General features: G+C 35.5%; 14 protein-coding genes and 3 pseudogenes. 12 read left to right on the top strand and 5 right to left on the bottom strand.

Annotated features, from left to right (window positions below; genetic code table 11):
• Positions 1-202: 202 nt before the first annotated feature.
• Complete coding sequence (locus D2A30_06270; GenBank protein ID ULL21204.1) at positions 203-502, bottom strand: hypothetical protein; 300 nt, start codon at positions 500-502, stop codon at positions 203-205.
• Between the two features lie 709 nt (positions 503-1211).
• Positions 1212-2261, bottom strand: coding sequence for a DUF389 domain-containing protein (locus D2A30_06265; protein ULL21203.1), 1050 nt, complete (start codon positions 2259-2261; stop codon positions 1212-1214).
• A 497-nt stretch (positions 2262-2758) separates the two neighbouring features.
• Here D2A30_06265 and D2A30_06260 point away from each other — a divergent pair, with 497 nt between their 5' ends.
• The 4 genes and pseudogenes from D2A30_06260 to D2A30_06245 all read left to right on the top strand — a co-directional run bounded on the left by D2A30_06260 (position 2759) and on the right by D2A30_06245 (position 4234).
• A complete protein-coding gene (locus D2A30_06260) occupies positions 2759-2980 on the top strand; it encodes an AbrB/MazE/SpoVT family DNA-binding domain-containing protein (protein ULL21202.1) in 222 nt (73 codons plus the stop codon).
• Complete coding sequence (locus tag D2A30_06255) at positions 2977-3384, top strand: type II toxin-antitoxin system death-on-curing family toxin (protein ULL21201.1); 408 nt, start codon at positions 2977-2979, stop codon at positions 3382-3384. The genes D2A30_06260 and D2A30_06255 overlap by 4 nt, the downstream gene beginning before the upstream one ends.
• Positions 3385-3482: 98 nt before the next feature.
• Positions 3483-3554, top strand: a pseudogene (locus tag D2A30_06250) (DNA transposition-like protein).
• Positions 3554-4234 carry an IS6 family transposase gene (locus D2A30_06245; GenBank protein ID ULL21200.1) on the top strand — a complete coding sequence of 227 codons (681 nt, stop codon included), beginning with the start codon at positions 3554-3556 and terminating at the stop codon, positions 4232-4234. The pseudogene D2A30_06250 and the gene D2A30_06245 overlap by 1 nt, the downstream one beginning before the upstream one ends.
• Positions 4235-4315: 81 nt before the next feature.
• On the opposite strand, the gene D2A30_06240 is transcribed toward D2A30_06245, so the two are convergent.
• The 3 genes from D2A30_06240 to D2A30_06230 are packed head-to-tail and all read right to left on the bottom strand — an operon-like array spanning position 4316 to position 6883.
• Positions 4316-4954: a TetR/AcrR family transcriptional regulator gene (locus D2A30_06240; GenBank protein ID ULL21199.1), complete on the bottom strand. Its 639-nt coding sequence runs from the start codon at positions 4952-4954 to the stop codon at positions 4316-4318.
• Positions 4955-4979: 25 nt separating this feature from the next.
• Positions 4980-6164, bottom strand: a complete 1185-nt coding sequence (locus D2A30_06235; GenBank protein ULL21198.1) for an ABC transporter permease — start codon at positions 6162-6164, stop codon at positions 4980-4982.
• A complete protein-coding gene (locus D2A30_06230; protein ID ULL21197.1) occupies positions 6161-6883 on the bottom strand; it encodes an ABC transporter ATP-binding protein in 723 nt (240 codons plus the stop codon). Before D2A30_06230 ends, D2A30_06235 begins: the two co-directional genes overlap by 4 nt.
• Before the next feature lie 181 nt (positions 6884-7064).
• Here D2A30_06230 and D2A30_06225 point away from each other — a divergent pair, with 181 nt between their 5' ends.
• The 8 genes and pseudogenes from D2A30_06225 (at position 7065) to D2A30_06190 (ending at position 14083) form a co-directional block, all read left to right on the top strand.
• Positions 7065-7643, top strand: a complete 579-nt coding sequence (locus D2A30_06225) for a uracil-DNA glycosylase family protein (protein ID ULL21196.1) — start codon at positions 7065-7067, stop codon at positions 7641-7643.
• A gap of 267 nt (positions 7644-7910) precedes the next feature.
• Positions 7911-9761, top strand: a complete 1851-nt coding sequence (locus D2A30_06220) for a heavy metal translocating P-type ATPase (GenBank protein ID ULL21195.1) — start codon at positions 7911-7913, stop codon at positions 9759-9761.
• Positions 9762-9837: 76 nt separating this feature from the next.
• The gene (locus tag D2A30_06215) at positions 9838-10068 is read left to right on the top strand and encodes a copper chaperone (protein ULL21194.1); all 231 of its coding nucleotides are present in this window, start codon (positions 9838-9840) and stop codon (positions 10066-10068) included.
• A gap of 15 nt (positions 10069-10083) precedes the next feature.
• Positions 10084-10362, top strand: a complete 279-nt coding sequence (locus D2A30_06210) for an iron-sulfur cluster repair di-iron protein, ric (GenBank protein ULL21193.1) — start codon at positions 10084-10086, stop codon at positions 10360-10362.
• A 27-nt stretch (positions 10363-10389) separates the two neighbouring features.
• Complete coding sequence (locus D2A30_06205; protein ID ULL21192.1) at positions 10390-11046, top strand: Crp/Fnr family transcriptional regulator; 657 nt, start codon at positions 10390-10392, stop codon at positions 11044-11046.
• A 67-nt stretch (positions 11047-11113) separates the two neighbouring features.
• Positions 11114-12258 (top strand): IS3 family transposase gene (locus tag D2A30_06200; GenBank protein ULL21191.1). Its coding sequence is split into 2 segments (ribosomal slippage): positions 11114-11375 and positions 11375-12258, totalling 1146 coding nucleotides; the frame shifts between segments, so codons are not numbered across the junction.
• 50 nt (positions 12259-12308) lie between these two features.
• A pseudogene (locus tag D2A30_06195) lies at positions 12309-12501 on the top strand (DNA-binding protein).
• Positions 12502-12575: 74 nt separating this feature from the next.
• A pseudogene (locus tag D2A30_06190) lies at positions 12576-14083 on the top strand (site-specific integrase).
• The last annotated feature ends 89 nt before the right edge of the window (positions 14084-14172 follow it).

The following is a 14172-nucleotide window of genomic DNA, read 5'->3' as shown; positions in this document are numbered from 1 at the left end:
ATATTTCCGAAAAATTTATATTTTCTGGAAAGAAATATCAAAGTCCATTGAAAGAGACTTTTTTGAAATAGTCCATTTTTACGGAAACTATCTGTTCAACAAAAAGAAGCAGCCATGTTAAACATTAGCTGCCTCAAGGAGATTATGAAAAAGAAAAAATTTTGGATTGTTTATAGTATATAAATGGGACCTTAAATTCATCTTAACCAACTTTTTGAGTTGTACGTTGACCGACATATTGAAACGTCCTGACATTCTTATTATCAGCTTTCAAGGTAACTTGAAATTGGAAATAATGGTCTCGTCCATCAACCGACTTTTCTTTGTTGAGTTTGAAGTAATTTTTATGAGAGAGTGCCATGGAAAGCAGGATATCATCAATGATAAAAGTCAAGGGTGTTCCATCAGCTGAGTAACGGTAAAAATCTTCTTCAAACTTGATATAGCTTTCTGAGAAATAATCCATCTGTAACTTATCTTTGTAAAGCTCTTTCCTGTTCATCTTCTATTCCTCCTTCCACTAAGTGAATAGCTAAAACGTTTTTAACCTCTATAAGATAAAACTTATCTGCTGAATATAATTTAAATATTCTCGGTTCTTCCTTTAGCATCTTAATACCCATTATTAAAGGATTCTTAATTATTAGTAATATAACTTAGTATCACTAAAATTCTTCATGTTTCCTCAAAATTGGGGGCCAATTCGGGGCAAGAATCCTAGTTATGGATACTTCATTTCTTAAGACCTGGTTGGAAAGATATTTCTTTGAATAAATTTCAAAAGCTTGTAATATCAATGTTTCCACAAGTTTTCAAAACTCACAATTCATCCAATTCCAACTAATTTCATCTGAATGGTGTGAACTTTATCCTAAAAATACACGAATTGAGCTGATAAATACTAAAAGTTCACACCATTAGTTAAATTATTTTTTGTTACATACATTTTTTTTAGGTGATAGACCTCCTAATTTATTTCTTATAGCATTTGAGCAAACCTCCGTTATCAGAAAACAACCAGAAAGAAAAACGCAAAATTTATATTTTCTTTCTTGTTGTTTTTTTATAAATTGAATTTACAGTAAAATACTTTAATGTACTTTCTTTCATCTAAAGAAAAATCTCGTATTCATCAATTTTATTTTGTTATAGGTAAGAAAGAAGAACAAACAAGAAAAACACGACATAAAAACCTATTCAGTTCATCGTCCTCAATCCTTGTCTGCTTCAATTTCTTTTACGAGATCGTTTTGTGAATTTTTTTCAGAGAGTTTTTGATCGATATACTTGTCAATGTTTTCGTAAAATTCCTTGGTCGTCTCACTATCTAATTTTGTCGAATTATGGACTTGATTGACTTTCAATTGAACAGATTGAATACCGTAAGAGGCTTGTTTTTGGCGAATTGTTTCTAATTCTTCTTTTGAAATTGGATCTCCAACAACCGTCAAGACCAATTCATTATTCCTTGACTTGTAGAGTTGATTAATGACCGTATGATTGGCGAACTCTTTTCCTACAAACTGTTTGATCCCTTCTTTTCGCGCTTGATCCATCGTCAGAGTGACTGCTGAATAGCTTGCTGGAAGGACCAATAATACAATCAAGAATATCAACCCAATTCTCATTTTAATGTTTAGCTCTTTAAATGAACTTAAGGGAGATTTTCTCATCAAAATTCTTGTTCCAATAATATTGGTTAGCATGATAAAGACACAGTTGATCAAGAAAAGATAGAGAGCCCCAAATAAATATCGTACATTTCCATTAGCTAAACCATACCCCGCAGTACAGATAGGTGGCATTAGAGCTGTTGCGATGGCTACTCCTGGCACGATATTGTTTGCTTCTTTTTTCCTTGAACCAATGACACCTGCTATCCCACCAGCAATAGCAATGACAACATCCCAAATGGTTGGAGAGGTTCGTGCAATCAACTCGCTACTTGCGTAAGATAAGGGAGAAATCCAGAAATACAGAGTCGATACAAGCAAACTGACCAATACTTCAGTGAATAAAACCTCTAGAGATTGTTTGATTAAACGTGTATCAAAAATTGCTAAACCGAATCCCAGTCCAACAATCGGTGTCATAAGAGGGGAAATCAGCATGGCTCCAACAATGACAGCTGTTGAATTCATATTTAGACCTATAGAGGCAATAAAAATCGCACACATCAAAATCACTGTATCACTTAACCGAACATGAAGGTCATCATATAATTTCTCTCGGTATTCACGTGTTGAATAGTTTCCGGTCATTGGTTATTCCTTTTATTTCATATAATTTGTTTCCGCATGGATGATCGTAGAAAGACTTCTGTCCAATCTTACATATTTTTAATTTTCACCTGTAATTCTTTTGAACATTATCTTTTAAATATCTATCAGACCATCCTTGACATTATATCAAAATTTTACAGTCTTTCTCTGAAGAAATCAATTAATTTAAATGATAGAGAATTGTGATGCTTTACGTGCTTTCTTAAGACCTGGTTGGAGCATTGTTTATTTCAACTAATTTCAAAAGCCTTTAAAATCAACGTTTTCATGAATTTTCAAAATCCATAATTTCATCCAATTTCAACTAATTTCATCAAAATAAGGTAAATTTTCAAGCAAATTAAGCAAAATCGAACCAGAAAATACAAAAGTTTACCTTATCATGATTCAAGAAAATAGGAGCAACTAGTAGTATTCACTTTTATTTTTTGTATATATCATGTATAATGTATTTACAAATGCAGGAGGTATATCCGATGAATGTTTTATTACGCAAAACAGGTAACAGCACTGTTATCACTATCCCAAACGCTATTAAAGAAGTACTTGGTGCAGAAATTGGTGAAGAAATCGAATTCGTCACTTCAGGAAATAATGTCATCATCCGTAAAGCTGAACCAACATTTGACTTTGACAAAGAGTTAGAAAAAGCTATGAGCCAATACGATGAATTATTGAAAGAGTTGGTAGATAAATGAAATACCTATCCGCTGAAGACATTATCAAAATCAATGTCATGGTTATTGGAAAATATTCCCCAAAGGAGCCAGTTGGGATAGCTGATCCAAATAGCCTTCAGATGATAGTTGAGCAGCCCAAACAAGAAATTTTTGGAAAAATACTCTATCCCGACATTTTTAGTAAGGCTGCTATCACCTGGATAAACCTAATCAAGAAACATCCATTTAAGAACGCCAACAAGCGAACTGCCGTGCTTGCTTTACACATGTTTCTAGCAATGAATGGATATCAATCCAATCTTTCCTTAAACGATGGACTGGAAAAAACGATTGACATTGCTACTTTTCAAGGTGACTTCGAGGAATTAAAAGATAACATTATCCAGTTCTTGAAAAAAGAAAATCGAGTATACAAAAAATAGAAAAGTGGTTATCGTCCAAATAGGTGATAACCACTTTTTATTTTAATTGATTGTTTAGATATTTAGAAGTCTATAGCACTATCGGGTCCAGTAGAAGGTTCTGTTGCAAAGTTTTCCAAAAAATCTATTTTAGTGTAAAATTGAGAAAAAAGACAGAGAGGACAGAGTAATGAATCATTTTAAAGGGAAACAATTCAAAAAAGACGTCATTATTGTCGCTGTTGGTTACTACCTGCGTTACAATCTAAGCTATCGTGAAGTTCAGGAATTGTTATATGATCGTGTAATAAATATTTGTCATACTACGATTTATCGTTGGGTGCAAGAGTACAGCAAAGTCCTCTATTATCTTTGGAAGAAGAAAAATAGACAATCCTTCTATTCATGGAAAATGGACGAAACCTATATCAAAATTAAGGGACGTTGGCATTATCTTTATCGTGCAATTGATGCGGACGGCTTAACCTTAGATATCTGGTTACGAAAGAAACGGGATACGCAAGCAGCCTATGCTTTCTTAAAACGACTCCATAAACAGTTTGGTGAGCCGAAAGCAATTGTGACCGATAAAGCACCTTCTCTTGGCTCCGCCTTTAGAAAGTTACAGAGTGTGGGTTTATATACTAAGACAGAGCACCGAACTGTGAAGTATCTTAACAATTTAATAGAACAAGACCATCGACCTATTAAACGACGAAATAAATTTTATCAAAGTCTCCGTACAGCCTCTTCCACGATTAAGGGCATGGAGACCATTCGAGGAATATATAAAAAGAACCGAAGAAATGGAACGCTCTTCGGCTTTTCGGTGTCTACTGAAATCAAGGTATTAATGGGAATAACAGCCTAAGATATTTGGAGTTCAGAGAGGGCGCGTTTGATTTTCAAACTTCGCAACAGAACCTTTTGAAAAATAGTAGATATAATCTCATTAAACTTTTGTTGTTATCAGTTTAGTAAGCTGTTCTTCAATGCACTTCAAATCTTCCTCCTCTGACTGAGTTGAAATTTCAAGAACAAATCGTTGAAAAAAGTATGCAAATAGGAGTCCTAAGCCTGTGCGGATAACCTCACAATCTTCCTGATAAATAACAATATTGGGGTTATCATTTTGTAACCGGTTTAGCTGCATTTTCAAATCATCAATAATAGTATCTTGAATAGCAACCATTAGACTCTGACGTAGTTCTGAATTAACTAAGATTTCCTGAAGTATTATTTTTATTATGTCTGCATTTTGAGCTAAGAAACGAAAACGATTCTGGACAATAAAGTGAACAACATCTTCAATTTTGCTATAGGTCTTCAATTTGGGCAGAAATTCTTTTTTCAACTCAGGAATGAGGGGCTTAATAATTTCTGATAAAAGCTCCTCTTTGGTTTTGAAATATTTAAAAATGGTGGCCTGACTAATACCAGCTTTTTCTGCAATTTGGGCAGTCGAAGTTCCATTGTAACCTTGCCGCGAAAACAGTTCAATAGCAGCAGAAAGGGTTTTCTTTTTTCCAGCAGGCATTTTTTGTGCTTCCAGCCAATTCTGATAGCTATGCAAAATCGTGTTGTTATCCATCATTACCTCATTCTTTTCTTCTCTATTATACCTTGCGGTAGCGTTTTAGTCCAACGATATTCAAAATTGTTAAAATGACTAGAAACAAGGAAAGGACAAGTAGGTCATTTCCAAGATAGACAATGCTGGTACCGTTCAGAACAATTTTTGATAAGGCGTGCCCGGCATAATAAAGTGGGAGTACTTTCCCAATAGATTGCACCCAGCCTGTCATAGAATCTAAAGGAATAATACCTGAAAAGAAAAGTTGCGGAGTGATAATAAGCGGGATAAATTGCATCATTTGGAATTCGGATTTGGCCAAAGTGGACAGCAGGAGACCAAATGCCAGAGCGACTAGCGCAAAAAGAATATTGACAATGATGACATCTCCTATATTGCCAAGAACTTCCAAATCCAAGAGCCAGATGGTTGATAAGACAATAACAACTGTCTGAAGTGCTGCAATAAAACTATAAGCCAGCATGTAGCCATAGACGATATCAGATCGCTTGACTGGTGTGGCTAGGAGACGATCCAGTGTTCCCGTGGTACGTTCTTTCAAAAGAGCCATCCCTGAGATGAGAAAAACAAAGAAGAAGACAAAGAAGCCCATCAGAATAGGAGTCATTTTGGTAAAGAAAGTGGTGTCCTCATCTCCATAAATATATTGTTCAGAGAGGTTAATATCATCACCTTGAGAACTATCAATTTCTTCTGTTTCGGCTTGATCAATATTTACTTCATTAGAATCGCCGGCTTGTAAATTGCCAGACTGGCTTTGTGCCTTTTTAACAGCTTGAGCACTGGCTTCTTGTGCCTTCTTGAAATTTTCGATTAGGTCCTGAATTTGCGCTTGCTTGAGGGTGCTCGTTATGACCTGACGGGTCAAGTTTGTTTTGCCGGGATCGGTATTGGCATATGTTACCTGGTAGTCGTTTTCGTCCTTGAAAATAAGGACGGCATCGACTGTCTGATTTTCTAAAGCCTGATTTGCCTTGCTTTCTGTTTTATAATCCTTGGCCTTAATTTGTTTCACATCGTCTAGGGATTTGACAATACTATCGGAAACATCGACGGCAGCGATGCTGACATTTGTTTCAGTATTAGCGGAAAAAGCAGCATTCATGAGCCACATGATAAAAACAGGCGCTATAAATAATAGGATTAGGGTTCGTTTATCACGTAATAGTTCCAGGAATACTTTTTTTGAAATGGCCAAAATCTTCATTCTATTTCTCCCTCTGCTTTCAAGAAAACTTCCTCAACTGTATTGACACCATATGATGACTTAAGGGCAATGGGGCTGTTAAAGGCGATCAATTTGCCATCAAGCAACAGTCCAACCTTATCTGTCAGTTCCGCCTCATCCATGACATGGGTGGTAATCAATATGCCAACCCCTTCAGACTTCAATTGATGTAGTTCTTTCCAAACCTGACGGCGCAGAGCAGGGTCAATACCAACAGTTGGCTCATCAAGAATGAGGAGTCTAGGATTCCCTAAAAGTGCAATGGCTAAAGACAATCGACGTTTCATACCGCCAGAGTAGCCTGAAACGGACTTATTGAGGTGCTCCGTTAGTTCGACAACTTGTGAGACATGTTTAATGGCTTCAGGAATCTCAGCGCGAGACAGTCCCTTCATCCGGGCAAAAAATTGCAGATTCTCGAAACCCGTCAGTGACTCATAGAGGGCATCCGATTGTGCCATATAACCAATTTCTCCCAAGACATAGCGGTTGGGCATATGATGCCCTAGCACAAGCGCCTCTCCCTGATCCGCCTTTTCCATCCCAAGCATGGTTTTAATCATGGTTGATTTTCCAGCACCGGATGGGCCGATTAAACCGATAATTTGACCAGCTATCAAGTCAAAATTGATCTTGTCAAGAACAAGCTGCTGCCCAAAGTTTTTAGAGATTGCTTGTAAATCTAATAATTTTTCCATAAGAGCCTCTTTCTAAGTAAGTGAGTAATCACTCACTTTTTTTATTATAGTGGATAATCACTTACTTGTCAAATTATTTTTTAAAATTTAAATTGAAATTTGCTAACAAAATTGAGAAGCATCAAGTTTTCCCTCATACAAAGATGCTACAATATAGTAATAAAGAGAAAGGACGATTTGAATGAGCTATTCAAAACTTTTAAAAGAAATCATGTACGATGAAGATAATATTTCATATACAGAAAAAGGGATAAAACCACTTTTTTCTGCTCCAGAGACTGCTCAAATTATAATCATAGCACAAGCACCGGGTATTCGTGCTCAAGAGTTAGGTATATTTTTCAATGATTTAAGCGGCAATAAGCTTCGTGAATGGTTAGGTATTGATAGAGAATGTTTTTATGATTCTGGATATTTTGCAGTGGTCCCAATGGATTATTATTTTCCTGGAAAAGGTAAAACGGGGGACTTACCTCCAAGAAAAGGATTTGCAGAAAAATGGCATAAGAAAACATTAGATCTCATGCCAAATAAACAATTAATACTTTTGATTGGTGCCTATGCTCAACGATATTACTTAAAACAGAGATCGACGGAAAAATTAACCAATACTGTAAAGAATTTCGATAGATATCTACCTGAATTTTTCCCCCTTGTGCACCCTTCGCCACGTAATAATATTTGGCAGTCTAAAAATCCTTGGTTTCTAGATCAGGTTATTCCTGCTTTGCAGGAACGTGTTAAAGCAATTCTTAAATAAAGATTCGGAAATGTACAGAAGATCGTTTTTAAACAATCTACCAGAAATGGTAGGTTTTTTTATAGTCAAAATTTTTAGAACTGACACTATCGTAACCGAATAGAATTATTAAGATATAAGTCTATGATTAATATCATTAAATCAATTGAACATAGTTAGATGTATTTGAAACAATCTAGACATTCTAGTATTTTTAAAACTTGATATAAATCAATTCTTATATTTTTATACTCATTTATACTAGAGACAATAAGGGAGGTATTAATCATGCAAAAATGGTTATCAGGTTATCGAAATTGGTTGACAGCAATAACTGGTGTTCTTATTATTCTTGCTTTTTCATCCAAATGGGTTTTTAGTAGTGAGCAGGGATCAGCTTATCTATTGTTTGTAGCTTCATTAGTTGGCGGTTTACCAATTTTTGTTCAAGCCTATCAAGCTCTTAGAGTTAAGGTCATTAGCATCGATCTTTTGGTGACCCTTGCTATTTTAGGGGCATTTGTTATTAAAGAGTTTGAAGAATCAGCTATTGTAGCTTTTCTCTTCTTGTTTGGTGCATACTTAGAACAAAGAACATTAGCCAAGACACGTTCTGCGATTAAGAATCTTGTCGAGTTGGTGCCAGAGACTGCATTTCGGAAAGCACACAATGGTGACTTTGAAGAGGTGTCGATTGAAGAAGTTGAAGAAGGTGACATTCTTATAGTAAAAACAGGTGGTAAGATCCCAGTTGATGGTGAAGTTATATTTGGCGCTGGTACCACAAATGAATCTAGCATAACAGGTGAGCCTATTCCAGTCTCTAAAGGTCTAGGAGATAAAGTTTTTGCTGGTACTATTCTCGAAAATGGGACCATACAACTTCGTACTGATAAAATTGGGGAAGACACAACTTTTGGGAAAATTATTGAATTAGTCGAAGAAGCACAAGACTCCAAATCAAAAGCTGAAAGATTTATTGATCAATTTTCAAAATACTATACACCTGCAGTTTTGGTGCTTGCTATTCTCGTTTGGCTTATTAGTCGCAATATTGAGTTAGCCGTTACTATTTTGGTTCTTGGATGTCCTGGTGCATTGGTTATTGGGGTACCAGTTTCAAATGTGTCAGGGATTGGAAATGGCGCTCGACATGGTATTTTATTTAAGGGTAGTGATGTCATTACAAACTTTAGTAAAGTTGATACAATGCTATTTGATAAAACAGGAACATTAACTTATGGTAACCCTCAGGTTGCACAGACAATCTACTATAGCAGTGATAGGAGTCTTGCTGAGAGCTTACTGGCTAGTGTTGAGACAGAATCAGATCATCCGCTCGCCAAAGCAATTGTGAACCATTACTCAGGTTCTGTAGTAGAGGTAATTGACTCAACAGAGGTCGTTCAAGGTGGGGGAGTTGTTGCTCGTATTCAAAATCACCAAGTTCTCGTAGGGAACTCTTATTTGATGAATCAATATAATATTCCTTTCACTAACCAGATGAAGAGCGACATAGCAGGGATGGAAGCAGAAGGGAATTCAATTGTCCTAACTGCTATTGATGGACAAATAGCTCTTGTTGTAGGGATTCGCGACCAGATTAGACAAGGAGTCAAGGAGGATTTAGAGACGCTTAAGAATATGGGAGTAAAAAATCTCATTCTATTGTCTGGAGATAATCAAGGCACAGTTGATTTAGTTGCTAGTCAGTTAGGCTTAACCGAGGCTTATGGTCATCTACTACCAGAAGACAAGGCAGAATTTGTGAGAAAACGTCAGGCAAGTGGAGAAATAGTAGCATTTGTCGGAGATGGTATTAATGATAGCCCATCATTGGCCTTGGCAGATATTGGAATTGCCATGGGAAACGGTACAGATGTTGCTATTGAAACTTCAAATGTTGTTTTGATGAATTCGGATTTTCACAGAATCCCTCATGCGATCGGATTGGCTAAAGCTACACGACGTAATATGATTGAAAATATCTTCATTTCATTGCTAGTCGTAGTAGTTCTTCTTATCAGCGTTCTCTCAAGTTCGTGGATGAATATGGCTATTGGCATGTTTGTTCATGAAGGTAGCATTCTCCTAGTTATTTTGAATGCTATGAGGCTTTTAAAATATAAAAGAAAATAGAGATTCTTGATATAAATCAATTTTTTATTCTAAATATTGTACTATACTAAAGATATAATAAGGAAAGGAAGTAAAGATGATGAAAAAAGCTATACTACAGCTTGAAACACTGGCTTGTCCTACATGTATGCAAAAGATTGAGGGAGCCATTAAAAGTGTGGCAGGTGTTGATAAGAACAGTGTTAAGGTTCTCTTCAACGCTAGCAAGGCAAAAGCAAATTTTGATACAAGTTTGACAAATATTGAAGAAATTGCGAATGCAGTACGAGCAATTGGCTATGATGTTCTAAAAGCATCAGAAAAATAATAGGGGGAAGTTGTAATGTTAAAACAATTTTTTGAAGCAAATGATGAGATGCTTGATTTATATACTAATGCTATCACAAAAGCTCATGGGAAAAATCATCCAGAAGTTTTTGAAGTTCGCAAACTTTATGAAACAATTCAGCATAAAATTCAGGGTAATAATATGGACCTATCAAATGAGTTTTCGGAACTAAGGGGTGTCACAAAAGATTTTGCGATTCCAGATGATGTTTGTGAGACTTTTACTAAAACCTATCAGCTCTTAAAACAATTTGTCGAATTATCTCAAGAGTAGGTTTCGTCAATTAGAAAGAGGTTATCCATGGTTCAACATCTTTGCGTAACACTTGTACCATTATTTAATTATCTGTCAGAAGATGAGCAGATTGAAATCAATCAATTGGCGAGACACCAACAATTTAAAAAAAATGAGGTTGTTTTCAAACCAGGAGATGAAAAACTAGATATTGTAGCTCGTGGAAGTATGAAAGTATTCCAACTGTCTACAAATGGTGATGAACAGATTTTACGGGTCGTTGAACCGGGTAGCTATGAGGGTGAAAATCAGTTGTTTGGTATAAAAAACGAGACACTTTTTGGTGAAGCTCTCGAAACAACTGAAATTTGTAGCTTGAGCAAACAAGCTTTTAATCAAGTAATGCTTAGGAATCCACAAATAGCTCTTAAATTATTTGAATTAAGTGCGCAAAAGATGATTCAAGTAGAGAAGCAGGCCCAGATTTTATCTATGGAGCGTGTTGAGGAACGTTTGTCGAGCTACCTCTTGGATTTGTCAAAAGTAGCGAATGATTATCAGTTCAGTTTACCTATGAAGATGATTGATATCGCGCGATATATAGGAACTACCCCTGAAACTCTTTCTAGAAAATTTAGATTTCTTGAGGATAATAGATTGATAAAACGTTCAGGTAGAAGAATAATTATTCTTAACGGAGATGGCTTACTTGATTTGACCTGATATAATTAAGTTGTAACACCTGTGTATAGTTTGGTAAAATACATACATAATCCAAGGAGATGTTACAATGACAAACAATCGTTACGAGCCTGAGCTCAAACAAAAGGTTCTTCGCCTCTATCTGGAAGAGGGACGAACCAAGAAAAGCCTGACCGAAGAATATAATCTTGGACAAGGCACGCTGACATACTGGTTACAGCAATACCGCAAAGAATGCGATAACAGCCCAACAAAACGGGAAGAATCTGATTCATACGAAGTTGCAAAAAAGCTACGCAAAGAAATTGAAGAACTCAAAAAGGAAAATGATTTTTTAAAAAAAGCGGCAGCATTCTTTGCGAAGGAAATCGATTAGCTCAGTACCAGTTCATCCAGAAATTTCAACAGACATTTGGGGTCAGATGGCTTCTTAGAAGAATGAACATCTGTCCAAATGCTTACTATAATTATCTTAAAAACAAAAAACATGCTTATTGTCAGGAAAAGGCAGAGATTCAACGTAAAATTGTTGAAATCTACCACCGCGAAAATGGAGTTCCTGGATACCGAATGATGAACGATTATCTTAAGGGTATCGGAAGCATTCGTTCAGATCTGACAATACATCATTTTATGAATGAATTGGGCTTACGTTCCATCACACGTCGAAAGAAACCAAACTATGTAAAAGGAACTGCCAATAAAATCTTTCCAAACCTTCTGAATAGAGAATTTGATGTAAAAGAACCCAATAAAATATGGTGTACTGATTTTACATATTTAACTCGTCCAGATGGAACAATGCGTTACAATTGCACGATTATAGACCTTTGCGGTAGTGAAGTGGTTGCATCATTAAACAGCAGTCATATCGATACTGAATTGGCAAAGGAAACCTTGAAAATCGCACTAGAACGTCGAAAACCAGCAAAAGGAATTATCCTGCATTCTGATCAAGGGCGTCAATTTACCGCAAAAGAATTCAATAAATTTTGTGATAAAAACTATGTCCAACAAAGTATGAGCAAAGCAGGCTGTCCATATGACAATGCCGTTATGGAAAGATTCTACAATACGCTCAAACACGAATTCTATTATCTCTACAAGTTTGATTCAAATGACGTTCTTGACCAAAAGCTCTATGAATTCGTTTATGGGAAATATAATCACGTAAGACCACATCGTGCAAACGGTGGACTTACACCTTATGCTGCACGATGTCGTGCAGCGTAAGAAATTTTATACACTAGTGTTACAAAAATGCTTGACTAGGTCAAACTATTATGAAAATTAAATTTGTGTCGGTTGAGAATAGTATAGCTGAGTGAGCAGATAAAAAAGCTATATTGAGGAGATGGGAAGGTCTGAATCAATATACACTGAATAGATGGTTAGGTGAAATGAGAGATAATAAGCAGTATTAATCTGGAAGGCTTTGAGGAGATTTTAAGATGGAAGCAGAGGGCGGTAAAATAAAGAGAATCATGATATAATATAAAATGGTTATATTTCTATGATTGATTTTTCTTTTCAAGTTTAAGGAAACGAAAATGTTCTATAGAACAAAAACTAATTCAAAAGGAGTTACTCGATACGAAGTTGTGGATAAATATAAGGATCCACTAACTGGCAAGGGGAAGACAGCTGTTGTAAGTTATCATAAAAACACGAGTCGCGCTCGAAAACAAGCAGAACGCGAGCTCGAAGATAAAATTGAGAGATTAGTTAATGGCAGTGAAGCTCAATTTAATCCCCAGTTGATAAGAACATTCGGAGAGTTAAAGATGAGTTGGCTAGAAACCTGGTCAGTATCAGTAAAACCTCAGACAGTAAAAAGAGAGGCTTTTGTGATAGAACGTCTTGGTGAAATTATTGGTGTTGATTATTTACTCTAACGTTTAACACCGTTAATGTTGAAAAAGTGTTTGACTACCTATATGGAGAAATATAATTCGTCACAATCTACTATAATACATATAAAAAGCACTTGTAACAAAATTTTTATCCATGGTGTTCTTTATAATGTTATTTAGTTCTCACCAATGTCTGTAATAAAGCTAGAAACGTCCCTTGAGAAAAAGCGTGAAACAAAGAAAAAACGAGAAGAAAAGTTTTTAGAAATTCATGAAATTAGAGCTTTCTTTGAAACACTAAGTCAAAGAAGAAACCCGAATTACTATGACTTGGTTATAGTTTTACTATTTTCAGGACTGCGATTCGGGGAAGCTGCTTTTACAAAGGAAGATTTTGATGCTGAGAGAGTTATACTACATATTGCTAAGGCTTTGCAATATTATGATTTGAAAGTTTCAGAATTCTACTTTGATGAAACTAAAACAATAAGTGCTGATCGAGGTGTTGCTTTACCTAAGTGGCTTGTGATGCTATATTAAGAGCTATACAACGGAGTGAAGGGTTTGACCTCTATGCGATTGAAAATCCTTGCAAATCATTTATATTCTCTGAGAGTGTTTTTAGAACAGAATACGGTTCACCAATAACTTCGTATTCTTTCAGAGAAGTGCTGGCTCGTGTTGAAACTGATCTTATTAAAAACTGCGAAGACAGATACGGTTTCAAATGGACAAAGCATGTAACCCCTCAATCCTTTAGGCATATGCATATTACCTATTTACAAAGTGAGGGGATGAAAGTTGCTATAAAAGAAATTATGGAACGTGTTGGGCATGCCAATTATGAAACAACTATGTTGTATACTCATAGTCAAGGAATATCTCAAAATCAAACAATTAAAGCCTTAGATAAATTTATTGATAGGAATAATTTTAGATTTGAAGCATTAAAATCTTGGTCTAGCAAATATTCCAAAATATTAAATGATGAAATAGAAAATAATCTTGATTCAAAAATAATTGAATTTTCTTTAGATGTTTTTAGAGACAAACTTGGTCTAAAACTAACTTATACACCTAGGCATATAACTGCAAATATAATTCCTAAGCTTAAGAAAGATTTATCAAAATATTACAAGTCATTTGATATTTCATATTTAAGAGAAGGGGAGCAAAATGTTGTTGGTTATAGGTTAACTTGGTGAATACAAAATCTTGGTGCCTGTTTGGTGCCTAATAAAAAATAGACAGGTTTTTTAAACAAAAAACCTTGCTACGAAAGGAATGATACACT

It is taken from the genome of Streptococcus suis, assembly GCA_022354845.1.
Taxonomy (GTDB): domain Bacteria; phylum Bacillota; class Bacilli; order Lactobacillales; family Streptococcaceae; genus Streptococcus; species Streptococcus suis_AA.
Note: the sequence above shows the minus strand (reverse complement) of the source record. Positions and strands in the feature narration are given on the sequence as shown.

Coding starts and splice junctions, on each gene's coding strand:
- D2A30_06270 (ULL21204.1), bottom strand. CDS start 502: ATGAACAGGAAAGAGCTTTACAAAGATAAGTTACAGATGGATTATTTC.
- D2A30_06265 (ULL21203.1), bottom strand. CDS start 2,261: ATGACCGGAAACTATTCAACACGTGAATACCGAGAGAAATTATATGAT.
- D2A30_06260 (ULL21202.1), top strand. CDS start 2,759: ATGAATGTTTTATTACGCAAAACAGGTAACAGCACTGTTATCACTATC.
- D2A30_06255 (ULL21201.1), top strand. CDS start 2,977: ATGAAATACCTATCCGCTGAAGACATTATCAAAATCAATGTCATGGTT.
- D2A30_06245 (ULL21200.1), top strand. CDS start 3,554: ATGAATCATTTTAAAGGGAAACAATTCAAAAAAGACGTCATTATTGTC.
- D2A30_06240 (ULL21199.1), bottom strand. CDS start 4,954: ATGGATAACAACACGATTTTGCATAGCTATCAGAATTGGCTGGAAGCA.
- D2A30_06235 (ULL21198.1), bottom strand. CDS start 6,164: ATGAAGATTTTGGCCATTTCAAAAAAAGTATTCCTGGAACTATTACGT.
- D2A30_06230 (ULL21197.1), bottom strand. CDS start 6,883: ATGGAAAAATTATTAGATTTACAAGCAATCTCTAAAAACTTTGGGCAG.
- D2A30_06225 (ULL21196.1), top strand. CDS start 7,065: ATGAGCTATTCAAAACTTTTAAAAGAAATCATGTACGATGAAGATAAT.
- D2A30_06220 (ULL21195.1), top strand. CDS start 7,911: ATGCAAAAATGGTTATCAGGTTATCGAAATTGGTTGACAGCAATAACT.
- D2A30_06215 (ULL21194.1), top strand. CDS start 9,838: ATGATGAAAAAAGCTATACTACAGCTTGAAACACTGGCTTGTCCTACA.
- D2A30_06210 (ULL21193.1), top strand. CDS start 10,084: ATGTTAAAACAATTTTTTGAAGCAAATGATGAGATGCTTGATTTATAT.
- D2A30_06205 (ULL21192.1), top strand. CDS start 10,390: ATGGTTCAACATCTTTGCGTAACACTTGTACCATTATTTAATTATCTG.